23 protein-coding genes and 1 tRNA gene are annotated in these 24,449 nt (G+C 34.4%); 11 read left to right on the top strand and 13 right to left on the bottom strand.

All coding sequences use genetic code 11. The features are described from left to right. Window positions 1-402: 402 nt before the first annotated feature. Complete coding sequence (locus NFRAN_RS11865) at window positions 403-1,263, bottom strand: deoxyribonuclease IV (RefSeq protein ID WP_134485859.1); 861 nt, start codon at window positions 1,261-1,263, stop codon at window positions 403-405. A 559-nt stretch (window positions 1,264-1,822) separates the two neighbouring features. Between NFRAN_RS11865 and NFRAN_RS11860 the strand changes: the two genes are divergently transcribed. The 6 genes from NFRAN_RS11860 (at window position 1,823) to NFRAN_RS11840 (ending at window position 5,555) form a co-directional block, all read left to right on the top strand. Next, window positions 1,823-1,921: transfer RNA gene (locus tag NFRAN_RS11860), tRNA-Ser, on the top strand. Between the two features lie 607 nt (window positions 1,922-2,528). Then, a complete protein-coding gene (locus NFRAN_RS11855) occupies window positions 2,529-3,080 on the top strand; it encodes a hypothetical protein (RefSeq protein ID WP_134485176.1) in 552 nt (183 codons plus the stop codon). A 24-nt stretch (window positions 3,081-3,104) separates the two neighbouring features. Further along, window positions 3,105-3,620, top strand: coding sequence for a hypothetical protein (locus NFRAN_RS11850; protein WP_172602333.1), 516 nt, complete (start codon window positions 3,105-3,107; stop codon window positions 3,618-3,620). A gap of 72 nt (window positions 3,621-3,692) precedes the next feature. After that, window positions 3,693-3,830: a hypothetical protein gene (locus NFRAN_RS14025; protein ID WP_172602332.1), complete on the top strand. Its 138-nt coding sequence runs from the start codon at window positions 3,693-3,695 to the stop codon at window positions 3,828-3,830. Between the two features lie 953 nt (window positions 3,831-4,783). Continuing rightward, window positions 4,784-5,020 (top strand): DUF5678 domain-containing protein, encoded by a 237-nt coding sequence (locus NFRAN_RS11845; RefSeq protein ID WP_134485174.1) that lies wholly within the window; start codon window positions 4,784-4,786, stop codon window positions 5,018-5,020. A 151-nt stretch (window positions 5,021-5,171) separates the two neighbouring features. Next, window positions 5,172-5,555, top strand: coding sequence for a response regulator (locus NFRAN_RS11840; protein ID WP_134485173.1), 384 nt, complete (start codon window positions 5,172-5,174; stop codon window positions 5,553-5,555). An 86-nt stretch (window positions 5,556-5,641) separates the two neighbouring features. On the opposite strand, the gene NFRAN_RS14020 is transcribed toward NFRAN_RS11840, so the two are convergent. The 3 genes from NFRAN_RS14020 to NFRAN_RS11830 form a co-directional block, all read right to left on the bottom strand. Continuing rightward, window positions 5,642-5,800, bottom strand: a complete 159-nt coding sequence (locus NFRAN_RS14020; protein ID WP_172602331.1) for a hypothetical protein — start codon at window positions 5,798-5,800, stop codon at window positions 5,642-5,644. Continuing rightward, window positions 5,787-6,143, bottom strand: coding sequence for a hypothetical protein (locus NFRAN_RS11835; RefSeq protein WP_134485172.1), 357 nt, complete (start codon window positions 6,141-6,143; stop codon window positions 5,787-5,789). Before NFRAN_RS11835 ends, NFRAN_RS14020 begins: the two co-directional genes overlap by 14 nt. A gap of 929 nt (window positions 6,144-7,072) precedes the next feature. Beyond that, window positions 7,073-9,139: a hypothetical protein gene (locus NFRAN_RS11830; RefSeq protein WP_134485171.1), complete on the bottom strand. Its 2,067-nt coding sequence runs from the start codon at window positions 9,137-9,139 to the stop codon at window positions 7,073-7,075. 436 nt (window positions 9,140-9,575) lie between these two features. Between NFRAN_RS11830 and NFRAN_RS14015 the strand changes: the two genes are divergently transcribed. Next, on the top strand, window positions 9,576-9,791 hold the full coding sequence (locus NFRAN_RS14015; protein WP_172602330.1) for a hypothetical protein: 216 nt from the start codon (window positions 9,576-9,578) through the stop codon (window positions 9,789-9,791). A 326-nt stretch (window positions 9,792-10,117) separates the two neighbouring features. On the opposite strand, the gene NFRAN_RS11825 is transcribed toward NFRAN_RS14015, so the two are convergent. The 3 genes from NFRAN_RS11825 to NFRAN_RS11815 all read right to left on the bottom strand — a co-directional run bounded on the left by NFRAN_RS11825 (window position 10,118) and on the right by NFRAN_RS11815 (window position 13,111). Continuing rightward, window positions 10,118-11,071: an integrase gene (locus NFRAN_RS11825; protein ID WP_134485170.1), complete on the bottom strand. Its 954-nt coding sequence runs from the start codon at window positions 11,069-11,071 to the stop codon at window positions 10,118-10,120. 335 nt (window positions 11,072-11,406) lie between these two features. Continuing rightward, window positions 11,407-12,012: a DDE-type integrase/transposase/recombinase gene (locus NFRAN_RS11820; RefSeq protein ID WP_134483260.1), complete on the bottom strand. Its 606-nt coding sequence runs from the start codon at window positions 12,010-12,012 to the stop codon at window positions 11,407-11,409. A 265-nt stretch (window positions 12,013-12,277) separates the two neighbouring features. Then, on the bottom strand, window positions 12,278-13,111 hold the full coding sequence (locus NFRAN_RS11815) for a DUF72 domain-containing protein (protein WP_134485169.1): 834 nt from the start codon (window positions 13,109-13,111) through the stop codon (window positions 12,278-12,280). A gap of 161 nt (window positions 13,112-13,272) precedes the next feature. Between NFRAN_RS11815 and NFRAN_RS11810 the strand changes: the two genes are divergently transcribed. The 3 genes from NFRAN_RS11810 to NFRAN_RS11800 all read left to right on the top strand — a co-directional run bounded on the left by NFRAN_RS11810 (window position 13,273) and on the right by NFRAN_RS11800 (window position 15,386). Beyond that, window positions 13,273-13,719: a hypothetical protein gene (locus NFRAN_RS11810; RefSeq protein WP_134485168.1), complete on the top strand. Its 447-nt coding sequence runs from the start codon at window positions 13,273-13,275 to the stop codon at window positions 13,717-13,719. Between the two features lie 233 nt (window positions 13,720-13,952). Next, window positions 13,953-14,519, top strand: a complete 567-nt coding sequence (locus NFRAN_RS11805; RefSeq protein ID WP_134485167.1) for an alpha/beta fold hydrolase — start codon at window positions 13,953-13,955, stop codon at window positions 14,517-14,519. Between the two features lie 660 nt (window positions 14,520-15,179). Then, entirely contained in the window at window positions 15,180-15,386 is a 207-nt protein-coding gene (locus NFRAN_RS11800) for a hypothetical protein (protein ID WP_134485166.1), read from the top strand. Window positions 15,387-15,462: 76 nt separating this feature from the next. Here the strand turns inward: NFRAN_RS11800 and NFRAN_RS11795 are convergent, their stop codons facing one another. The 4 genes from NFRAN_RS11795 to NFRAN_RS11780 all read right to left on the bottom strand — a co-directional run bounded on the left by NFRAN_RS11795 (window position 15,463) and on the right by NFRAN_RS11780 (window position 19,438). Further along, entirely contained in the window at window positions 15,463-15,843 is a 381-nt protein-coding gene (locus tag NFRAN_RS11795) for a hypothetical protein (RefSeq protein ID WP_134485165.1), read from the bottom strand. Continuing rightward, window positions 15,776-16,075, bottom strand: a complete 300-nt coding sequence (locus NFRAN_RS11790; protein WP_134485164.1) for a hypothetical protein — start codon at window positions 16,073-16,075, stop codon at window positions 15,776-15,778. The genes NFRAN_RS11795 and NFRAN_RS11790 overlap by 68 nt, the downstream gene beginning before the upstream one ends. A gap of 951 nt (window positions 16,076-17,026) precedes the next feature. Beyond that, a complete protein-coding gene (locus NFRAN_RS11785; protein WP_134485163.1) occupies window positions 17,027-18,001 on the bottom strand; it encodes a universal stress protein in 975 nt (324 codons plus the stop codon). A gap of 1,059 nt (window positions 18,002-19,060) precedes the next feature. Continuing rightward, window positions 19,061-19,438, bottom strand: coding sequence for a YybH family protein (locus NFRAN_RS11780; RefSeq protein WP_134485162.1), 378 nt, complete (start codon window positions 19,436-19,438; stop codon window positions 19,061-19,063). Between the two features lie 874 nt (window positions 19,439-20,312). On the opposite strand from NFRAN_RS11780, the gene NFRAN_RS11775 reads away from it, so the two are divergent. Continuing rightward, window positions 20,313-21,575 carry a cation:proton antiporter gene (locus tag NFRAN_RS11775; RefSeq protein WP_232038013.1) on the top strand — a complete coding sequence of 421 codons (1,263 nt, stop codon included), beginning with the start codon at window positions 20,313-20,315 and terminating at the stop codon, window positions 21,573-21,575. Window positions 21,576-22,449: 874 nt separating this feature from the next. Here the strand turns inward: NFRAN_RS11775 and NFRAN_RS11765 are convergent. Beyond that, a complete protein-coding gene (locus NFRAN_RS11765) occupies window positions 22,450-22,779 on the bottom strand; it encodes a universal stress protein (RefSeq protein WP_134485161.1) in 330 nt (109 codons plus the stop codon). Window positions 22,780-23,504: 725 nt separating this feature from the next. Beyond that, window positions 23,505-24,343 (bottom strand): IS5 family transposase gene (locus tag NFRAN_RS11760; protein WP_134485554.1). Its coding sequence is split into 2 segments (ribosomal slippage): window positions 23,505-24,010 and window positions 24,010-24,343, totalling 840 coding nucleotides; the frame shifts between segments, so codons are not numbered across the junction. Between the last annotated feature and the right edge of the window lie 106 nt (window positions 24,344-24,449).

The raw sequence follows: 24,449 nt of genomic DNA, 5'->3' as shown, positions 1-24,449 counted from the left end.
TTAAAAGGACTTGCAAAAGGTCAATTCTTTTTTTCCAGAACTGACGCTAGGTAAACCGAATGAGTAAGACTTTTCGGCCTTATAACAACGGGATAAGAGTCCTCTATAACTTCAAATTTATTCTCAACATTTAGGTAAACTTTTGGAGAACCACCATTTTTTGGTGTTTCCTCTCTGATCCTTATCATCTTAAAATTAGTATTAAAGAAAGTTAATAAATGTAATTAGTTTCATATCTGTTTGGTAGATCAATGTATTACCCATAGCGATTTGTATTTCTACAATTCAAAAGTAACTTCATTACAAATGGAATAGAACCCAATTGATTTTGGGTCATTGCATTGGCAAATTTGTTCCAAGCATATTCTTATTTTGTATCAAAAGACAGCGCCACTCCCCTATTTAGTCTCGTAACTGCTTAACATAATCCAAGTTTTCTTTGTCTCCCCTTATAGAATCAATCGGTGTTTCCATTATGAAAGGCAAATTCTTGAGCTTTTTAGCATTTATTAGAGTCTTGAAACCATTTTCACCGATTTTACCCATTCCAATATGATAATGCCTATCGAGCCCGGATCCCAGCTCCCCTTTAGAATCATTTAAATGAATTAACTTTAAATGTTGAATTCCTATACAATCATCAAATAAGTCGAGCAATTCATAAATGCCTTTTTCAGTAGATAAATCATATCCTGCTGCGAATAGATGGCAAGTATCTAAGCAAATGCCATACTCGGATGTACCAAGTTGATCAAGAATTTTTTGAAGTTCTTCAACTTTGCTACCAATGCTATTCTTTTGTCCAGCACTATTTTCAAGTAAGAGTTTAACGTTATTTTTTGAAAAACCATTATTTTCGTAGTTTTGAAACGACTTTTTACATGCTTGGATTAGCTGAGAGATACCATTCTGCTCTCCCTTTCCCAAATGGCTTCCCAAATGTATTACCAAGTAAGGTATCTCCAATAAATTACAGCGACTTATTTCATCTGTCAGGGTCAAAATGGACTTTTCATAAAGTTCACTTGTAGGGGCAGACAAATTAGGCAAATAAGGCATATGCACAAATACTGCTTTAGAATCTATCGGACTTTGTATCAGATTTTCTTTAAATAGAGTTATCGCTTCTGTTTCTAGATGTTTTGCCTTCCATTGTCTCGGATTCCTGCTAAATATCTGAAAAGATGTACATCCAATATTGGTTGCATTAGTTATTGAATTTTGAATTCCGCCTCCTATGGAGACATGTACTCCTACCCTCAACGACACTATTTTGAAATCATCTAATCAGCACATAAAGGTTGACGTAGAAATATCTGTCAAGAAATTTTTAGTATAATTTTTCTTTAACTTATATCGCTAATGAAGTGTCATGAGAAATAGTAATTTTAGTTTGTTGATAAGATACTTGAATTACAATGCTAGATAAAAATTGATGATAATTTTGTACAATAGTAATTAGGCGTTAATGATATATACAATATGTAATTTATTATACACACTTTATTACAAGATTATTTAAAGATAATTTTACTATAGATTAATCAAAATAAATTAACATTATTAGTTTTCAAACTGCTTATATCGTTTGTTTGATTCCTATCGTTAGACTGAGATGAATGATAAAGATCTAAACATAGTTTGGGTATGTACCCAATGTAGTCAAAATTTTTTGTTTTATTCAGATATTCAAGATCATAAAGCCTCTACAGGTCATTCTAGAATATATAAATTTGATTTGCTATCGGGGCGTATGATAGACAAGATTGAAATGAGCTAATTAGATATACATAAAAAGAGGACAAGTCAATCAATATCAAAAGCCGGGGTCGCCTAGCCTGGAAGGGCGCAAGCCTGGAAATGTAGACCACAAAGCTTGTGGCCCGTGAGGGCCTCGAGGGTTCAAATCCCTCTCCCGGCGCTGATTCAAAACTAAATTACTGTTTTTCGTAGCGCTAAACATTTGTCCATTACTGAATTTCGTAGCTTCTATAGTAAGTTGCGGTACTGGAGAAGGATTCAAACCCTCGCGGCCCTCACAATCCACATTAAAATTCACTTCATTATGTCCATTGTCACTCAAGGGTGCATTACTAAAGTCAGTAGCGGCGTTTTTGGTATTGCTAGAATTTTGTACAAGAATATTGTTTTTTTCTTGGTTCATGGTCGATGGGGCCCATTCCATTTGGCTTGTATGCTCAGAAAAAATGGATTTGATATTTTTAGCAAAAAGACTTGACAAAAGAGGAATCTCCTTTTCCAAAACCTCAATCTTTTTTCTGATTAAGCATTTTAACTTCCTTTCATAAGATTTTGAAACTTGCTTTTGACCTTGAAGATATTGGATCTCAGCTTTCGATAACATTGCAATATGAATTTTAAATCCAAAGACGAATTAAGCTTTTTCTATTAGACATGTAGATTACGCAATACTTATATCTTGGAGGTTGGGGCCCAGGCTAACGACAAACAGTATACGCTGCGTATATATGCGTAAAGGTTATAACAGATGATTCCTATCCTAAAAGATGGGCCGCAGTATACCATCGTTTAGACAACTCATTGAAATAGAAAGAATAGTTTGGTCTGAATATAGAAAGGAACTAGAGACCAAGAATGATAAAAAGATGTTTGATTCTCTATTTGATAATACCGAACATTATATTACATATTTGTCCTTTGCAAACAGACCTGTACCGATAGAACCAATCATGTTTGGAATGATATTTCATCTTTACAAAAAAGTCGTGGATTTAGCAAACAACAGTACAAACAAGGAGTTTGGAATAGATCAAGAAATAGTTACGCTAGAAATATACAAACCCTATAACACAGAGTTATACGATAAGACCTATGAAAAGTGGTATGGACTAATCAACTCACTCCGTCAAGATGATAGAGAAAGATTGCTTAGTATGCTAGTTAGTTGTTGCAGTGGTATGAGCGATGGGGCGGCCAGCCTTATAAAAGGGAAAGATTCGAGATCTATTTCCGTTCTATTCTTTTATAGTCTTGTATTACAGAATCAAAAATTTCTAGAGAGAATTAAGAATTCTATTGAAAAGCTAAATAGTGGATGAATCTAATAGAACAGCATTACATTGATGATGAAATGGTTTGGGTTAGTGGTAATCGTTATGTTAGTAGTGTTAGGATTAGGGGCGCCCCCCTCCACCTTAGCCCAACAAGAAGAATGGAAAACTTACATTAGCCCGGAACACAAATTTACATTAGATTATCCTTATCAAAAATCAGGCGATATAACTTTTATAGGTGGAATCTCACCTTCTTCAGATGTACTAAATACTACAATAGGTAATGGATTTACCCTAGAGATAAAACCCGATAATGGTTTGAGTGATATAAAGCCCTATGTAGAGGATGATTTACATAAATATTCACTTTCTAATGATACTATAGTTCAGAATATACATCCTGTTACATACTCCAATATATCGGGATATGAATTTGTAGTATACGATGGAAAGGGGATTTTGTATATAGAGGTATTCTTACATCATGGAAGTGATATTTACAAATTTAGCACTATTAAATATCAACATGATTATTCAAGAGATACCTTTGAACAGATTCTTAATTCTTTAATTTTTTTTGATTAGTGTTTTTAGTCAGTTGGGGGGTCAGGTTACCCAAGTTCCATTTGTTAGTATGGTTTTTGATGGTTTGAGTAAATGGCAGCCGATATCATAGTTGGAAAAAATTCGGAGAATCCATTATCATTTTCCTTCTTTCTTAGTCTCGTTGCAGAATCAAGAACTGATAGACAGACTCAGAACTTCATGGAAGGAAAAAGAAAACATCACGACTAGTGGAATACTATTCACGTGGGTAGCTTGAAAAGGTATAAAGTTAAGGTTGGGGCAGGCCACTTTTCCAACATAATCGACTCGATTGGTTATTAGCAAAGGTCAATGTGCCGTCGCCAAAACATTCGCTAAAAATATGATAAAGTTTTTACAGTTTTCACTAGTAAATATCGTAGAAATTTTGATAATATTCTATCTGATATAGTTTTCTATAACCAATCTATTGTAGATTCTGCGAGAGGCATGTTAACCTTAACGAAATGTACTTCTCGTAACAGTGAATGTCAAACCTAATCTTAACAATATTCCATTAGGTATCAATCTGCACTTGCTATGGGGTCAGGTTCTCCTGTATCAACATCTTTTGTGTATTTGTTTATCCCTGTTTTTGCTTTTTTTCTTGCAATTTCTACAGAGTCATTAACTTCTGACATGAATGATCTTATAAAACAAGATATTTAATCGGCATGACAAATTAAAATTTGCTGTGAAACATCAGCGGTCAAATCTTTTTGATTTTAAATGAGCAATACAGATGTTTTTTTATATCAAGATCCCTAATATTCTAAAAAAATATTGGAGATTATCGGCGTACACTGCTACGTGTATATTGTCTATAGAATCTCAGAACCATTCTCATAATCATTGGGAAATTTCTTTTCAAAAAGTTAGACATCATTAAACCATATCATTTAGTCAGGTAAACATTCACTAAAACTTTTGGAATATTCTAAAGAAAGAGAACAACAAATCGATATATAGAGTCCGAGCCCCCCTGTTCTAAGACTAGTAAATGAGACTTAATAGATGAGTTTTAAGCCACGACTCTATTACATAATGGTTGGATCAAATAGGATTGACGAGGCGATTATGTCAAGTTGTTAGGGTAAATAGTTCTAAGAAATTAGAATTAAGCCAATGTTTAATAGTGGTAAAAGACCGTAATAGTATTTACGATGCAAAATCTAGATGATTTTGCCAAATCCGATCTAGATAAATTGGAAAGATTGGCAAACAACTTTAAGTGGATACATAAACAACGCGGCGACCTCAGAGAAAAGTATGATAACAAATACGTTGCTATAAAAGATAAAAAGGTATTGGATAAAGATACAAATCTAGATAGACTGATAAAAAGATTGAACATAAGAAATTATGACGAGTCTATAGCAATAGAATATATACAAAATTGACCGCCTTTAAGTTTGGGTCATGGCCGTTATAGATGCCGCCTCCATCTCTTTTGACTTTATACAAGCAATACAAATACCGCTTTTAAATCAAAATCCATAGAATCCATGGCAATAGTTAAGTAGTTCGGCTCTGTAATCTATTGCCTATAACATGAAATCCGTGTCGGGAGTAATAGTAGACGATGAAGAGGAATTAGCTTCCCTATATACTCAATTTTTATCTCTTACTGGTTTCGAAGTTATATCCTTTACAAAGCCATTACTCGCTTTAGAGCACTATCGTCAAAATCCTTACAAATATTCAATGATCCTTACTGACTTGAAAATGCCAGGTATGAATGGATTAGAACTAGCAAATGAGATCAGAAAACTCAACTCATCAATCAAGATATTTCTCATCACTGCTTTTGATATATCAGGTCTGGAAAAGGATCCAGCCTTTCAATCTGCAAATATTTGTAAACTCATTCAAAAGCCAGTAAACCTGAATACTCTTTGTAATATCATTAAAGAAAATATCCAAACAAATGATTAATGAGTTGTCAAGATATTTAAAAAAGTTTAATTTGTTTATCCAGATAAATGGACTATTTTTGTATCGACTACCAAGTAATCTATCAGTCAGTAGGCCTCGAGTTTGATGGTAATACGATGGTGATTGATCACATCATTCTTCTGGTCTTTGGATAACCTGTCAAAATCAGCTTGATGATAAACACATATACCGCTAAATGTCTTGTCTTCAAAGCGAGTCGGCAAATTCATTTCATACTCTAACAACTTTTTGACAGCTCCTTTGAAAAAAAAAGGAGCCCATATCGGCCACAACGGAGAAACCTTCTTTGCCATTCTCAATGGCTTCATTCAATATCTTTTTTCTCGAGTCCATTACAATTTCGTTTCCAAAGTATTCGTCCACCGAGTCGTGTATGAAAAGATTCTTTAGATTTTCTTGTTCTTCTACATCAATTGCTCTGTGACCTATCGAAAGCATTTCCCTTACCGAACCAAGGGTTTCATAAAAGGGAACAATCAGAACGACTTCATTTAGTTCTTCAAGCAACTTTTGTGCATAATGACAGTAAAATTCTCTATATGTTACCAAAGAATCATAAATCAGCAAGCAGTGTAAGCCATGGTTATATGTATTCGTTAAACGATCTACTGCCTCTTCGACTTTAAATGTTTGAACCCTTTTATCTACATACGTAATTATAAAACCACACCCTCATTTTTGAAGTCTTGCAGTACTATATCAACATAGATTAAAAAGTACATCTTTTGAGTATGCAGATTAAAGATATGCTTAATTCTCAATTGACGCTGATTTGGACATGCAATATAATACGTTAATTGTTTTTGAAAATAATCGAGGTAAACAAAAGTAGTAGTAGTAGTAGTAGTAGTAGTAGGCTTTATCATTTCACATAGGTCCTAAATTGTTATACCGTTCTTTAGTTTGTTACAAATCCAAAAGAGATTTTAATATAGAAGGCATTCTTTGCAATTACTAATCTGATTAAACTATTTTTTGTTTAAGACCATTAAGAGGAAGACTGTATCAGTCACCCCTTGAAAAGACATACATTAAGACTATTGTTAATGATTTGAGTTAAGCTGTGTTGTCCCGGCTTGCGTAGTTCACGGATCCGCCGTCGCCAAAATATCTCATTAATTAACAAGAAAGTTTTCTTCAATTTTTAACCTGAAATACTTGTAAAATTTGGAAAAATACCCACTAAACATACATTTCTCAATTCAACTAATCTTCAAAATAGATTGTATTGTTGTAGTAGATCAAGAGTAATATTACATACCACAAAATACCATTAAATACCGTTTTTAGCCAAAGAACGCGGTCCTTTAACAGAGTTCACTACCATTAGATTATGATTTTTTGATCTAGCCCTCCATTATAATACTACAGCATATATTCCAAATTGTGTCAGCAGAACTACTATAGTTACTATCGGGAATTAAAAAGATGATCCGACTTGGTCTACATCTGATCCTCGTTTAGGATTAGAGAAACAAGTCAAATGGATTCCTGTTTTATATTCTCTGTACTTTATAAGTGAATCGATACTTACTATTTTCTTCCGAACTTGTATAGATACGATCTTCCGAATATGTCCTATGTGTACCTCCAGGTTGGATATCCTCTGGTTTGGTCTGTAGTGGAGTTACAGATAAGCCTAGTTCTCCAAACGATCTCGAATATGGTGGAGGTATAGGTTTGTTAGGATTTGTTAGATCATGTAATCCAACTGCACTCAATATCATAAAATCAACAGCAATTGGATCCGCAGGGGCCCAAAGTGCATAAAGTACGCCTATAAGAGCTATTGCAATCAATCCACCTATGCCAGCAGTGATGACAGTGGATGTTGCTATCCCAGCTCGTATCAATTCTTTCACGATTTCCAAATCTGCAGCCACTAAAGTTTGGGTGAAAAATGATTTCCAATATTCCAAATAGGCGTCAGCAAAATCCTTTATCTGTTTTTTAGCCGCATCTTCGCTATCTACTTCCAATCCTATTATCGCTATTGCACAGGCCATTCCTTTCTGAAAAGATCCCTGGAATAATGGCGGGGCACTGATTGATATGGGCTCTCCAGAATCCACATCATCACCCTTCACAATCTCTATATGACGTTGTCCTATCATCGTTATATTCCCGGTACCACTTTCACCCGGCGCAAAAGTAACGGAAAAGGCTTGAAACCAGGGTTCGTCTGAACCAGGTCCATCGGTTTCTTCATGACAGAAGGCATAGTCTGTAAAGTATCGAAAACTCTCAGTGGGGTGAACCATCACATCCAACCATACAATGTTACTTAAGAATTCTGAAGGCGCAGATCCGGGCAATGGAGCATATCCAATCTCATTCGGTACTTGGACTTGAACAGAGTATCTACCAGGAGGTAGAGGTATATTGTTTAATCCATCTTTATCCTTGACCCTTGTTGGGATAGTAAAAGTCATGAGGTCTTGCACTTGACAAGTATGTATGTCATCAGGGGTTTCTTGGTCTCCAAGAACCGTGCAATTTATAGGAGGTATATTTTCGAAAGGTCCATCGATTTTTTTCAACAGAACCTTACTATTCATGGAAAAGAAATTTAGTCCACGTAAAGTTACAGAATCTCCTGGTTCAACTTCAGGTATCTTTAAACAATATGTCTTTCCCCCTTGGGAGTAATTATATCGGCTATTACCATGACATGTACCGATTCCTCCAAAACCTCCTGAGATGGTTGGCGCCTCCTCATTCATACATATAAGATGGAACTTGTTTGGTTCGACAGGCTTTGATGTATCTTGCTTACATATTCTTGAAAATTCATGCTTTTCAAAGATGAATTTTTCAATTGGAATGTTTCCTGGTTCAGTTACATCATTGTTTTTAAACCATTCACGGTTATCTCCCAAAGGATTTACTGCGCATATCCATGGCCATGGGGCGGTCAGTTTCGGGGTACCTTTCACATCAGCATCTTTTGGAAAAATTCTTTCCCATGGTCGCACTTTACCTGGACCCGGAACTCTATCATACAATATTTCTCTACCGAGTCTGATCGCTTCTTGGACCCAAACTTTAAAAAAGAACCTTGGATCCAAAACCTCTGGGTTTTCACAATCATCGAATCGGTCTTCGAATGCACATTTTCGTACTCCAATGGGTACTTGCTCATAAGCCTTTAAACCAACAGTTAATGCCTCAATCCTTTCGTCAGGTAGACTTCCCAGGTAGTCTTGGATTTTCTCTTCAAAATCACTTACCGGTCGCTTACCTTGTAGAAATCGTTTCAAAAATAGCATCAACACTGGTACAACCGATGTCTTGTGGGAAAATTTGCAGCAAAGATTAGCAGTCTTTACCTTTATGGATTGCTTAGGTTTATGGATTTCGAATTTTTCAGGCAGTCTCCCATTTCTCAATATTTCAAGTAGCAGCTCACAACAGTCTTTCTTCTTATCATGGGAACATGGAGGTTTTTCCTCTTTGGGAGGTTGTTCCGGGCGTGTATAACAATTACATGGTTGTTGTCGCTCGTTGTTTAAATCATCGATTTCTTCTATCGTCCAAGGACGACATTCTTGGGGACGCTCCAATTAGGCACCCCTCCAACCTATAGTATTTGTTATAATGTTCATTTTCAAAGGTTTAATCTGAAATTCTTGTATAAAAAGTTATAATCACATATAAAACATGCAATAATTGGAATTAATATACATTTATATTAAAATTCTTACCTAACCAAATATAATGCAAACCAGTATGTAATACCGATATATACCATTCTTAATTATAGAACCCCCCCTTCCTTCCTTTAACACCAATAGTTTCCATCATTTGTAAAATTTTTTCAGTACGTCTTATATCATCCGGTTCGATAACACGGAATAGATCAATTATATTGTCTAAAATCTCATTTTTACAGGAGGTAAAACATCTAACAACCAAATTCAAGCGTCAACCAGATACATCAAAAAACATTACCAACATTAGACGATATTTATATCCTGTTTTTGATAATACCCTATAGTTATGGGAAATTTAACCCAAAAAAGACAAATTGCAATACTAACTGCAATAGTTGTTTTGTCAACCGTTATGATAACAAGTATGGCAACAGGTTCTTGCTTTGATCAAAAAGCCGATGCTTGGAAGTTCAAATTCAAAAAGTCCAAAACCAATGGTGGCTCAGGTGGCAATGGTGGCAATGGCGGCAATGGCTGCTCTGGCAATACCATAGTATCTTGAAGTGGGTCCCCTAGCGGCGGATACTGTGAGTTCTGTTGATAAACTAGTCCATCTACCATTTTTTTTAAAGAATTTTTAATTCGGTTTTATGATCACCTTTGTAAATTGATCTCTAGTTATCTCAAATACAAACTAGATTTTTTTACAACTGAGGATCAATCGATACTACCCCTACCAAACTATTGCCTATGGTTCATTATCCTAAGAATCCTATAAATCATAGTAAAGTAGCGACAATCCTAGGCCATCCCAAAAACCTATGTCATCCCAACCCCTTTTACCCAATTGATAAGAAATCAAAGGATTTAGGATTAGCGTCATTTGAGTCACTCTTTTGTTGTGACAAGTTTATGCAATTTGGCCAATTTCTTTCTAACCACGTCAAACTTTGATGAATCCGGTCTGTAATAGTGTCGTACAAATATAGAGTTTGGAATTCGCCCTTGTAATAGATCTATTATCTCTGGTTCAATTCCTTCATTCCTCAAAAATGTGGCGAAGACCTTTCTACAGTAATACATATTCATAGAGACGCAATATTCACTAAAGGTGTTTCTCATCAAATTATATGAAGTAACTTGTTCGGACTTACGAGCAATTTGTAAGATTTCCTCATTTATAATGCTAACATATGCCTTTTTGGAAACGCGGATAAAGTGGTTTGGAAATTTATAATGCATCAAGAGCATCCTTTTCTTGTCAATATATGTAGTACCTTCAGTCCTAATGAGATCCATTGCTTTATACCCTTCATCCGGCCGAAGCCCCGTTAAGGTATTAAAGAGGATAATATTCCCCCACGATTTTGGAAGAACTAGAATAGAATCCTTTATCCATTTTAACATAGTAGTATAGGATTCATTAGAATCATTGAAAATTTCATTAAATATAGCATATGCCTCTTTCTTTGGCCATTTTAATTGGAATCTCTTAATGAGGGTTTGCCACCGATCATATATTCCCATAAACTTTGACAATGATGCCAATGATTTCATTGCATGCTGGCGTGTTTCTGGAGAAACAGACATTAAATCTTGAGCATTTTCTTCTTCTAAAACATAGTAGAATCTCTTTATATATTGAATCTTGTTTCTTATAGTATGAGGACTTTGTTTCTGGTTAACAAGATACTCTTTGAAATCTTGTACCAATTTCTCATCAATTGAGCATAATTTGTTACCGCTGTATGGTCTCTTATCCCTCTCCCGGCGCTGATTCAAAATTAAATTGCTATTTTTTGTAGCTTCTGCAGGATGTTGAGGTACGGGAGAATCATTCAAACCTCAAAGCCCACAGTCGGAAATATTTTCGGGTTTAAATTCACCCACTTTCACAGACATATTTCTGAATTCAGTTGCAGTAAGCATTCGAAAATTAATAACAAGAATGGTTCTACCCTACACTCTCTACAATAAGTTGTAGGATGGATTTAAGACCATCGTTTAAATGAAAACACGATAAAGTTAACCTATGTAATCGATATAAAAAGACTAGATCAGTAAATTCAACAAATCAAATCGTATACTATCCTACCAAGAATATAACTAGCCTTAGAACATCCTCTGCCGATCTTCCATATTCTGTATATGCGTGTAATATATTTAATCGGCTCTGTTCAGTTAACAGGTTTTAATTCCTTGTTGTGATAGTCGACAAACAGGTTCAACCAGTTTTTTACGTGTTTTAGTTTGCAGTTCTTTAGCCTGCAGGGAAAGTAATCATCGAAACTTTCAGTTCTGTCCTTGATATACTGCATTGTTCTTTCAATCAAGTTTTTTTCATAGGAGGAATGGAGATGGTGTTCTAATTTAAGGAATTGACAAGCCATGGGATACCAAGTACCACCATCTGTTGAAACTGGATGCTTTCCATAGTCTCTGACTATGTTTGACAGAAACCGTTCCGCAACAAACATGTTTCTCTCCTTAGAAATGGATAGTGAGAGAATTTCCTTACTTTTCGCATCTATTGCAACCCATAACCACGTGTATTCTGAACCAACCTTAAGCAATGTTTCATCTACAATGAATTCACATATCCTTCTTTGTTTTGTCTTGATAATCTTAGGTTGGTACTTTTGAATCCAGTTCCAGATAGTGACATGATTTCGTTTGATACAGTATGATAATCTTTCAGATGTTTTCCTAAGAGAAAGACCTGAAAAGTACAAATGTAAGCCATAATACACATACCTTGAAGGTGTTCTGTTTCTAGTATTCATAAAAGAGATAGGACATCTTCAAGCTATAGACTTGACGCTAAATGAACAGAGCCATTTAATCTTTAAAAAAGTATGACATAGAGCAACATAAAAGTAGTTAATCCTTTTCTGTCAATATCTTGGTTCATGTATTTAAAATTACTACAAGTATGTAACTTGGTATTTGATGATCATGGTTGGGGACTCGGTAGAAGGATTGGGTTGGTGTAGATTACTGACAGTTTTACGTATGCAAACAAGATTGGACATACAATTTCATGTGAACTTAAAAACCTGACAGAGTTGATTGGTTAGTATTATTGTTGTTTTTGTATCTCTCCATTTCGGCCTTCCAATCAATCTCTGACATACTCATTAATCTCAGAAAATCGTTAACTGATTGAGGACCAAAACCAGCAAAGTGATTGTTAAAGGCTATCAATATATCTTGTATGTCAGAATTTTCATTCTGGATCTCTCTAACCTGTTTAACGTATTCAAGTAGATCTTTTCTTCTGTCTTTTACTATTTTTCCAAAATCCTTTTCAGATATACTTCTGTCACCAATAAATCTAATATATACGTGATCTGAAGTAACAATTGATGGGGATACAAGTTCGTCCCGAATACTCCAGACCAACGAGATATCATTGTATTTTAGAAATTCATACACCTCTTCCGTAAACCAAGAAGGATGCCTCACTTCAATGGAATATCTGAATCTTTTGTCTAGATGATGAACCATATCTTTTAATGGAGTAAAGCCGTTCCTTTCTGTGAGAAAATGGGGGAGTTGTATTAGCAGTGTTAGTGTTTTATCAATCAATGGTTCTAATGAGTAAAAAAGAATTGATAGAGGCTTTACAACATCTTCTAATTTCTTTTCGTGAGTTATAACTTTGGGAAATTTTAATGAAAACCTAAAATCATCAGGTGTCTTGTCCTTCCATCCTCTAACTGTAGTTCTTGAAGGTATGTGGTAATACGTAGAATCAACCTCAACGAATTTAAAGAGTTTAGAGTAATAGGACAGATAGTCTTTATTTTCCATTTCTCTTGGATAGAATTTGCCCTTCCAGCCTTCATAACTCCATCCAGAACACCCAATGTTTAGAGCCATAGATAGATACTAATGAAATTAGAACATGAAGATAGAAAAACTTTCAATTAATTACAATTGTCAATATGCATTTAATCGAATAATTTATCAAAAAGGTGTTGAATCCAGTTTTTACAACAACTGCTTTTAAATTTTTAAGAACTATATGATGAACAATTTTTGTGACAAATAAAAGATTATCATCAACGGTTCTCGTTTTGGTTACTATAATGGTTTTTGTAGGTAGTAATTTTACTATTTCAAACACAAGTCCAGTTTTGGTTTATGCGACTTCCCCTCTAAATCAATCTATTCAACAAGATCAACTTGATTTGCAATCAACGATAAATAAGGAAGTTCAGCAAACAATTACTGAAACAGTTGATAGTATTAATACTATCGATAATTCTAACGTTACCTTGTCTATGACTACTATCAATAATAATACTCAATCAAGTATTCTACCCTCATCACCATCATCATTATTTGAGGATATGATTCGGGAAATAGATAGCTTGCCAGTTCAAAAGGTAACAGTAGATGATATAGATATGGCCTATAAGCAGATAGATGAGGGAAACAACACAATTGTTTTAATTGCAGGAGCAGGTGATACTATAGACATGTGAAGTCCAACTGTGATAAATAACTTGACTAATGCTCTGGATGACTGTAAAGTGATTATTTTCGATAATAGCGGTGCTGACGAATCTACTATAGGGACCTAAGAGTTTTCAATTAGCCAATTTGTAAATGATACTCTGAGTTTTTGAATGCATTGGGAATTGAGAAACCCAATATCCTTGGATGATCTATTGGGGCCTTTATCGCACAGCAACTAGCGGTAGTAGATCCAGATAGAGTGGATAGCCTCATTTTATATGCTTCAAGTTGTGATGGTCCTGATTCAGTTCCACCAACTCCTGAAGTAATGGAAACATATAGCAATACTTCTTCCACTCCTGAGGAGGTAGGTCAGAGTTCAATTACATTAATGTTCCCTAAATTATGGTTTGAAGCTAACCCTAATTATCTGAACTATGTTCCAGTCCCATCCAAATCAGTATCTCCAGACGTAATGGAGATGCAAATAAGAGCGTCAGAAAACTGGAGTGGCAAGTGTCAGATTCTCGGAAACATTTCCTCGTCCACTATAGCTATTGTCGGAACTGACGATTATTTTACCCCAGCAGAGAATTCTGTTAACATAGTTCAAAAAATTCCGGGAGCATGGCTAATGAAGATAAAGGATGCAGGTCATGGGTTAATGTATCAATATCCAGAGATATTCAATAAAGCAGTACTTTCATTCTTAAATATCCAAGAATTGCAAAGTAGTAACACTAATAGTAATGCGAACCATGAGGTTAGAGTAGATATGAAACCAGTTCGAACTCCTCTTATTTTCTCAAATGATTTGGCAGTATGATAGTTCTACGACGAGAAGAGCTCCTCACTACTGATCTACAATTCAGAAATGTATTTTTCTCTTTTATGAGATTAAATATTATTTTTCATATTTGCACAGACTCAGGCTGTGTTATGTCATCGGGTGCACCTAGAAAATCAAATCTATTTGATTAAACAATACTGTTTCATTATAAGATGTAGAAAATGTTTTTAGATTTAGGCAAAAGGCAATTTCTCTGATGTTATCTTGTTTTGGTTATGTTTAAAAGAAAATTCTATTTTCGTAATGAATTTGGCCTATTGTTAAAATATAATAAATGTGAAATTTTCTATTGCGCCAAGTAGGTCATATAAAACATTGACGTCTTCTATGAATTTTGACGACGAACTATAAGCATTGGATGATATTTAACACAATCATTAAATACGATTAATTCAATCCAATTTTTCTGTTATATCCAACGTGTTTTGCTGGTAGCGAGGGATAGGTTAACTCATTATGATTAGTTACTTTTAGCTCCCAATTTTGGTCCGTAATTTGACCAATATGATAACAGGCCCGACGCTTATGACAGATTTCATTAATCATTTAAAATTTTTGTCCTTGAAAATTGAGCAATCATAGTTAATAGTTACATTTATCACAAATAAAATATGTACAATTAGTAGGGAGGCCTCATTGAGTAAGAATACTGATCTTAAGGATCAGGATCCTAACACAGATAGAAGGCTAGTTTGCAGAGATACTTGGGTCGCCGATCAAAAAATAAATTCCTCAAAGTTAGATGAGGTCGACAATATAGATCTTTCAGAATTACCAAATCAATCTACTTATAGAGAATTAAAAGATCGGATAAACAACTTGATCCCGAAGCACTTTCGATAATGATAGCCACAAAGCAGCTAGTCAAACGGGAATTGGAATACTATAAAAATACTATAAAGTATGTTGCTGGCTCTGTTCACTTAATATGTTTTATTTCATTGTTATGATAGTCTACAAAGAGCCGCAGCCAATTCCGTACATGCTTTAACTTGTAATTCTTTATTCTACAAGGAAAGTAGTCATCGAAACTTTCGGTTCTATCCTTTATGTATTGCATCTTTCTTTCAATCAGACTTTTCTCCAGAGAGGAATGAATGTGATGATCGAGTTTGAGAAACTGACAAGCCATGGGATACCAAGTACCTCCATCATCAGTCGAAACTGGATGAATTCCATGAATCTTGACTAAATCTGAAATGAATCTTTCAGCTACAAACATGTTTCTTTCTTTAGAGATAGACAGTGCGAGAATTTGCCTGTTTTCTGTCGGGTTCAGTTGCAACCCAGAGCCAGACAAACTCTGATCCCACCTTCAACATGGTCTCATCTATTATATACTCTAGAACTCTTCTTCTAGTTGACTTCAGCTTTTGAGGCTTGTACTTTTGAATCCAATTCCAAATGGAAACGTGATTTCTCTTGTATATCTGAGATAATCTTTCCGAGGCTTTTCTTAAAGATAGGCCTGAAAAGTACAAATGCAACCCATAATATACATACTTTGAAGGCGTTCTGTTTCTAGCAAGCATAAAAGAAATGGAATGCTTTCAAGCTATAGGTTTATCGTTAAATGAACAGAGCCCCTTAGAGATTTGGTATATAATCAAGAAACTAAACTATATAGAAATCGTGTTCATAATCACCTTTTCTAGTCTCCTTATGTCCTTCTAGACTGGTTGTTCCAAGATATCTGACTCAAAAAATTTGTTTTTACAATCTCCGATAATCTTATGATATTGTCCTCCTTTGAACTTGATCAACTCAAATTGCTAAAATGAAATTCGTTTATAACTTATCCGGCATTATAGTCTCGTACTTGTAATGATCATCTTCTACAATAGAGGCATTCCTTAATGGATATCCAATACAAGAATATTGGAAATTAATCTGTTTGAAGGAATTAGATTCAATATAAGACGACACTTGTGATTTTATCCCAATAAGATTAACACTCGGTTTCATTAATCTAAAACCTAATTGATGATTCTTTTCATGACGTCCATATTATTGGAGATAACTTATAATCTCTTAAAGTTACAATATTTACTAAAAAGACCAAATTGACTAAGGAGATACAATTACCACCGACCATAGTAATCCGTCGTCAAGTATAGGAATGGATTATGTAATACCTATTATAAGATCGTTGTTCCAACTAAGCTCATAATCACCTTTTGCTCGTTTTTCTGCAATTGCATTCTAAATAAGAGAACGTAACGTTTCATTAATTTCGAAATCGATGGCAAGTATGTATATTTGATGGCGAATTATTAGATTGTTTAGATTAAATTCTTAATAACCTATAAGAAAAGTACGGTTCACATAATCTTAACCATTGCTTTCACCATTCAATGATCAACAAATTCATTATATGTTATATCTTACTTTAAATCAGTGGAGGAATTCGACAAGATGATTAAATCCTTTTATTTTTATCCTTTTTGTGTATATCATTTGAATTAATCGCTGTCAAAATGCAATCAATGTACGAGCAATATATTGCATGACGAATTTTCAGAGACTTTTCTAGCTACACTACCTAATGCATGAAGCTTCGATATTCCTCTCAGGCCTACTGTGCCCATTATTACTAACTTATGCTTGCCTTCTGCTATTTTCCTAATAATGCTTTCGGGCGGATACCCTATATTTACCTCTATATCTATGACTATATTCTGTTTATTTTTGTATTTGGCTCGCACGGTTTCTAGGGTTGCGAGCATTTCATTTTTAAGCTTTTGATGCAGTTCTTTTAGATATACTTCTTTTGAGACCATCTCATCTGTGATTTCGGATTTGAATTTCAACGTCTGCATTGTAGGCGGGAGCAATATTTCATCTACTGTATTGAATAACAAAATAGTTGAATTACAAGTTTCGGCTATCTTTACAGCACATTCTGTCGCTCTATCTGAAAATTCAGAGCCATCATATGGTACCAAGATGTTAGAATATGGGCGTTTATCTTCTTTAGTAGCATTATGATGTACCAGCATTGTAGGTACTTTGGACAATTCCGATACTCTCCTTGCTACACTACCAAGAGCCATCATAGAACCGAGTCCGGAAATTTGTTTTCTTCCCATGATGATTATGTCTACATTCTTCTCTTCAACATAACGTAGTATTTCCTTACTCGGAGAACCTATTCCAATTTGTAAATCGAAAGGGATGTTTGCTGCAGTCAGCTTTTTTGATCTATCTTTCAGAAGTACTTCAGCTCCTGTTTTAAGAAGGCTTATTATGTTTTTCTTTGACTGTTCTATCTCTGAACCGCTCTTTATGAAAGAGAGAATTAAACTGGGGGGCACAATTTGCTCCTCTACTACGAATAATAAAGTTAACTTTGAATTAAATATCTTTGCAAATCTAATAGCTTCATCTAACGCAATATCTGAAATTTCTGTTCCGTCATGTGGAACCAAAATGTGAGAAAAATACGATGAATTGTTCAATTGTCAATTAAAGTCATGTGTAATTAATATTTAAGTTTACATCTATGCAGGTCTGAATAGTATTTTTATTTTTTATACTTGATTAATTCGAAAGGACAATGAATGACCGTATTAATACCTACTGGGAAATTTAAGGTCATCTTCACAGAGGTTAGAAGGTGATACATTAGGTCGTTGACAATATCTGTGTATCTCTTGCAAATTAAGTTCTTTCCATCAATAATTGTGAATTCTGCAGATTAAATTCTTCCCATGATTCCTTTATTTTGATAATTAACTTCGAGAGATTAGATGGAAATTCTTAAAGGCATAATAACGATTTTAATACGTGCAGGATCAATTCATAGACACAACTTGAGCCTCAGTTAGCTTAAGTCGATAAATGTTCATTGATATGTGTTCCCTAAAGAAAAAACAATTATAATTGCCTTAACTCGTAGGAAAATAATTTCAAAAATGAGAAATGTATCTGTCAGAGAATAAGTAGAATAAAATTAATATTAATCAATCAAAACGATTGCAAAAGTTTAGTGTAAAATAGAGTGATATGAAGATTAACAAGGATTCAGAGGTAATCCAACTATTTTGAGATTGACCTAGCGAAAACTATTGTAACTATTGACATTTGTCTAATAAGATGATATCTCCAAAATTTTATACTCGTCACTTAAGCTGAAAACAATGACCATCAGGTAGTATTTCAAGTCAACCGAATATCGAATTCTATAAAAGACTTTGAATGTATTAGTATTGTCATTGGATAATTTGTGGTATTCATGAAAAGATCAACAAACACTCAAATCCATACGACTCAAATTATAAATGACTATGTTTGAGAGTTGTTAATTATTTTAATGTCATAGAGCCGTTAGTAACCAAAGTATTAGAGCATCATTGAAGTGAATCTAACCCATGCAGTTAGGAACAATTAATTTTAGAGGAGGTAATATTAATAGGAAGTTAGAAAGGTCCATCTTATTATCTCTCTTACAGCCAATTGTCTTCACTCTCTCTTCAGATGAATTTCATGACTTTTCTCTTCCTAGTATTATTCTGATATTAGTCTGTTCCCCAAGGGTTGTCTATTACAAACCGCCAAGTCCCATCAGCTTGTTTGCGAAGTACATCTGCAGATTTGGAACTTATACTGACAGGATTGCCATCTGGTCCAGTTCCGCTAAACGACCAATCAGTTGTTACTAAGGCAAGATCGCTTGTTTGAAGCACCCTCTTTACCTTTAAATCAAGTTTTCCCTTAAGGTCGATGAAATTGCGTAGACTTTGTCGTACTCCATCTAGCCCTTTTGCAAGCTCTCCTGGTTGACTTGCAAAACATGCATCGGGTTCATAAAGAGTCATAAGTGCATCAAGGTTTCCATTGTTAATACCTTCAACGATTGAGTCTAACACTCCCTCAGGTTTAGTTGTATTATTCATACAGTGATTTTGCAATCCTTTGTTTTAAGTTTATCATAAAAAATTAGGTAGTTGTGATGGATTAAACTATAGACAATTGGTTGTTTATTTTCTAATATCTTGAGTTAATTGGTAATTAATTTAAGAAATGTCTCATAGTATTGATATTTAACAACCATAAATGAATTAACTTACAAAACCTAATTTTAAATCAATGTATCCTATTAGTGGGGATGTACTTTCTTCTTATTGTTGTTGTATGAATGCTTGTAATTCATTCAAACTCAATCGTCTCTGTTGTTATATAAATGCCATAGGACATGTATGAATGATTTTATCACTCTTGTTCCATTAACGAATTCATAATCCATCCGGCTCATGATTGGCCAGAACAGATTCAAAATGAAGACTGGAGCTTATCCACATAAATTAAGAAATTTATTCTTAAATGATGCATAGAATGTAACCCCAATAAAAACAATGATGATTGTGACATGAAGTTTAGTTTGCAAGATTAAAATCTGATTGTTACTATATCTTGGAATGTAATAATTCTTATGAGTCATCGACTGGTTCCTAACAACTGATCAATTTTAGCAGAATTAGATTATTGGATTTTGTAACAATTAGGTTTTTTGGGAATTCCGACCAAATCCTACACGCTGTTTCTTGTAACATACATATTACAAATTAGAGTTAAAATACGATGCCTTTTATGTAATGGTTATTTCCAGTTTTGACTATACTTGCAACTCCAATTCGAATATTTCCTAGCATTGGTCATCGATCTCTTAACTATTGTTGCAAGTTTCAGTCTTATAACGTCGGTCGGAACTACAATTCATGATCCATCCTCTGAAATTCTATAAATAACGTTAAGTATGCTACTCTAATTGTGGAATCTCAAATTGGACAGATATTACAAGATTTTGCAGTTATAATGATTGTTGCCTCTGCAATGACTTTGGCTTTTTACAAGCTAAAGCAACCTATGGTTATAGGATTCATCGTTGCAGGCATAATAATAGGGCCTCATACTCCGCCGTTTAGTCTTATCCATAACCTAGAAGTACTCAACTTATTCGCAGAGATGGGAGTAATCCTCTTACTTTTTACTGTTGGAATGGAATTTCCTATTCAAAAATTAAAAGAAGTTGGAAGAAAGGCAATTGTAATAGCTTCAAGCGAAGCCTTTGGTACTTTAGCCATAGGTTTTATAGTTGCACAATCATTAGGATTAGGATTTTACGATAGTCTTTTTGTTGCTCTTGCTATATCAGTAACTAGCACTGTTATCATAATGAGAGTTCTTGGAGAACTCAAAATGATGAAAGACGAATCAGCTACATTGATCCTGGGTACAACAATAATCGAAGATATCCTCATAATCTCACTATTGGCCATATTTCAATCCACAGGTGCGAGTGGAGAATTCTCTCTTAACGAAATCATAATATCTGTTGGAATAACCATAGGTTTTATTGCAGGAGTGCTAGTAGTAGGCTCCAAAATTATTCCCAAACTAATTGACATAGTTGCAAGAACCAACCAACACGACGTTCTAATAGTTGCAGCTGTAGGACTGGCTTTTACATTGGCCTTTGTATCATTTCAACTGGGAATATCTGTTGCTGCAGGTGCATTTTTTGCAGGTGTTCTTGTTGCAGAGTCTAGATCTCATGCTGTAACAAGTGTTTTGGCTAATCCAGTAAAAGACATTTTTGCAGCATTGTTCTTTGTATCGGTTGGTGCGCTCATGGACTTTTCACTGATTCCCCAGTTTATAGTCCCTGCATTGATATTGATAGGAGTTTCAATTGGTGCAAAATTCATGACTGTTTACCTTGCAGCCAGACTCCAAAAATTAAGTAACCTCACTTCGACAAGAGCTGCATTGGGATGTTCATCATCTGGTGGTGAAATAGCACTAGTAGTAGCAAAAGGAGGAATTGATGTCGGAGCGGCAAATCCTATTATTCTACCAATGATTGGTACGATGACAATTATAACAACATTCATTGCTCCTTACGTTATTAAATTAGGCTGGAAGTTTACAGAAAGATTTGCAAAACAACATGACAAAATGAATGAAAAACTACAACATAAACAAGAAAAAAAATCAACAGATGTAGATGATGGTTCAAATACATCTTTATGAGATAAAATACCTTTTCAAAAGGAATCTATCGATGAAAGATAACTAGATTCGATATTGATATCTAATCCTTTTTTTGATTATATATCCGGACAAGGGTAGACAAAACGATATCAACCAAGTCCATAATAACTGAAAAGAATACAATATTATCTAGTCTGCGTTAGGTACTGTGGAGTCTATGAAAAGGTTAATGTCAAAAGAGACTGATTCTGGGAATACTTTGATAACTTTCAAAGACTATTTTGATAATAAATATGTCATCGTATCGTATAGGGAAGGTATGCCATATCGCATTGTCTGTAATACTGATGATTGCGGTCACGTAGGTTTTGCTATTTGTCTAAAAGAAATTACACCAAGGATAAGCCTAGGATTTATTAAAAAATAAGATTCATGTATGGTGTATACCAACTTGCCCACTTACTATTCATGAGGAAGTTGATATTTGGTAAATTCCAAAGTTTTTGGTAATAACTAGGCTTTTAATTTCATAATATCGAACGGAGCAAATAGGACTCCAAGCCTTGCCTCCTTTATCAGATCCATAAACCTTGTTGACTGCTCTCTATTGTGTTTAGAAACACCAGCAACATTCTATTCAAAAAAGTTTAGAGCCTCAGTTATATCTAAATAATTTTGTTTTAATTATAAATCCGATAAAACGCGGTTAATTGATTCGAGCGTCTAATACCAAAACATGTTCCAATTACATGAATAAGTATACATGCTCATAAATTCATTTTATTATCAATTCTACACAATCGACTTCTTCTGACACATTTTTTGATACATTTTCCAATCTTCTAAAAGTGTCTGAAATTCCCTTATGTCCGATACTGCCTATAACAATTAGATCGATATTATTTACTTTAGCCTACCGGGCTATTTCTTCCACTGGAGCACCTATTTTAATTTCCGTGGTAATAGTAATATTGTCTCTGGTATATTTTTCTTTCAAATCCCCAGGTATTTCAGTCAGTTCGTTCTTTATCTCCTCATGGGATTTGTCCACTATAGGAGAAATGAGGATCTCATTGTTTTTCGACTCTATATTCGAATAATGAATTGATAGTGGTATTTCATTAATTACATAAAGTATAAAGATTTCTGTTTGATTAGAAGATGACAATTCTATTGCTTTTTCCAAAGCCTTGGTCGACAACTTCGATTTATTACAAGGTATTAGAATACGCCTAATAGCCATTTACCTATATCGATCTTCCATCAATATATGGAGTATTGGTTACCACAAGTAGTTAATTGGGCTTTAAAGCTGTTTAACCTAAATCCAACAATAAAGAAAATTGATATGCCTGTGTCTATTTTGATCCATTCTTATTTACTTTTACGATCAAATATATTGTTATGTGGTAAATATCAGTACCAATTATTATTTTGTTATGGGGTGATTGAATCTGTTTTTATCATAAAATAGTTGAATATTCTTATTAAAAAGTTTGATACATTGAAACGAAATTTGAAGTTTTACAAATCATGTAACAAGCCACCAATCATTTTTTAAATGTTTCATAAAATGGCTAGTAAAACTAGATGACAGGATTTCTAAAAGAAAAAACTGTGCATCACTTTAGATATACAAACTCGAGTCATTAGTAACAATAATTAGTCTGACATTTTGTTATTGTCTACGATGAAACATAGCGTATGAATGGTGACAAAATTTGATGTATTACTTGCTGCTAGTGAGTTTAATTTAACTAACTTGGCATATACTAATAGAAAGTGTTTTATTAAATAATAATTCCATATAATGCGTGATCAATGCGCTGATTTAAAAATTCAAAATATTAGTGTTTTTGATAAGCTAATTTGAACCACCTGATGTTATGTAAAGCAATCTTGCAAGCCATACAAAACATTCTTAAGAGTTGAAACAAAAATACATGACACAGATGAACTAATAAGAGCCTATCCCAAAATTAACTTTCTATAGATGATTATACTACAAGAGAACTGTGCTAGACCAAGATAGTTTTCATCCTTCTTTTCATATCGTGTGAAGAGTTTCCTAAACCTGTTATGCCATGAATTCGTTCTCTCTACAACCCATCTCTTGGAAGAATATTTCTTACGGTTTGGCATTGATATTTCTTTGCCAATTTCACCTTTCTTCCCTTTTTTCTTCTTGATTGGAATGTGCAGAACATATCCTCGTTTGATTAATTCCTGTTCTTCCTCTGCAGATTTGTATCCCTTATCAAGACACAGATGTTGTAATCGTCGTCGTCGTCGTCTCGATCTGGATAATGATTTTGGTCTTTTTATTACTGTATTATCGACTACATCTGTTACCAGATTGATGTCGTGAGTGCTAGCAGGTGAAATTACAACCGATAGAGGAATACCTTTCTTCTCTGTCAAAATGTGTCTTTTTGTGCCTAGTTTGCTCCTGTCTGTGGGATTATTTCCAGTCTTGGCCCCCCTAAAGATGACTTTATGGATATACTGTCTATGGATTGCCACGTCCAGTTGAGACCAATTTTATCATCATAATCTTTCAATAGTTTGATCCATGCATTTTTAAATACATCCAGTTTATTCCACTCCTGAAATCTCCTGTGACAGGTAGAACCTGAACCATATTCTTTTGGAAGCATCTTCCATTGGCACCCCGTTCTAAGAACGTAAAGGATCCCATCCAGTACTTGTTTATATGGAATAATCGGTCTACCCACAGTTTTTGGAGGCTTTTCTTTAGGCAGTATCTTCTTAAACTCGTCCCATAATTCATCGGGAATCCTTCTGATAGTAGGAAGAGTGTGTTTTGCTTTGTCTTCCTTAGTCTGGACACAGATCACGGTTTACCAAGACAGATAAGGAGCTATATTTCTATCGAATTTTGGAATAGGTTCT

Source organism: Candidatus Nitrosocosmicus franklandus (assembly GCF_900696045.1).
Taxonomy (GTDB): Archaea; Thermoproteota; Nitrososphaeria; order Nitrososphaerales; family Nitrososphaeraceae; genus Nitrosocosmicus; species Nitrosocosmicus franklandus_A.
The sequence above is the reverse complement of the archived record's forward strand: the minus strand, read 5'-3'. Positions and strand labels throughout refer to the sequence as shown.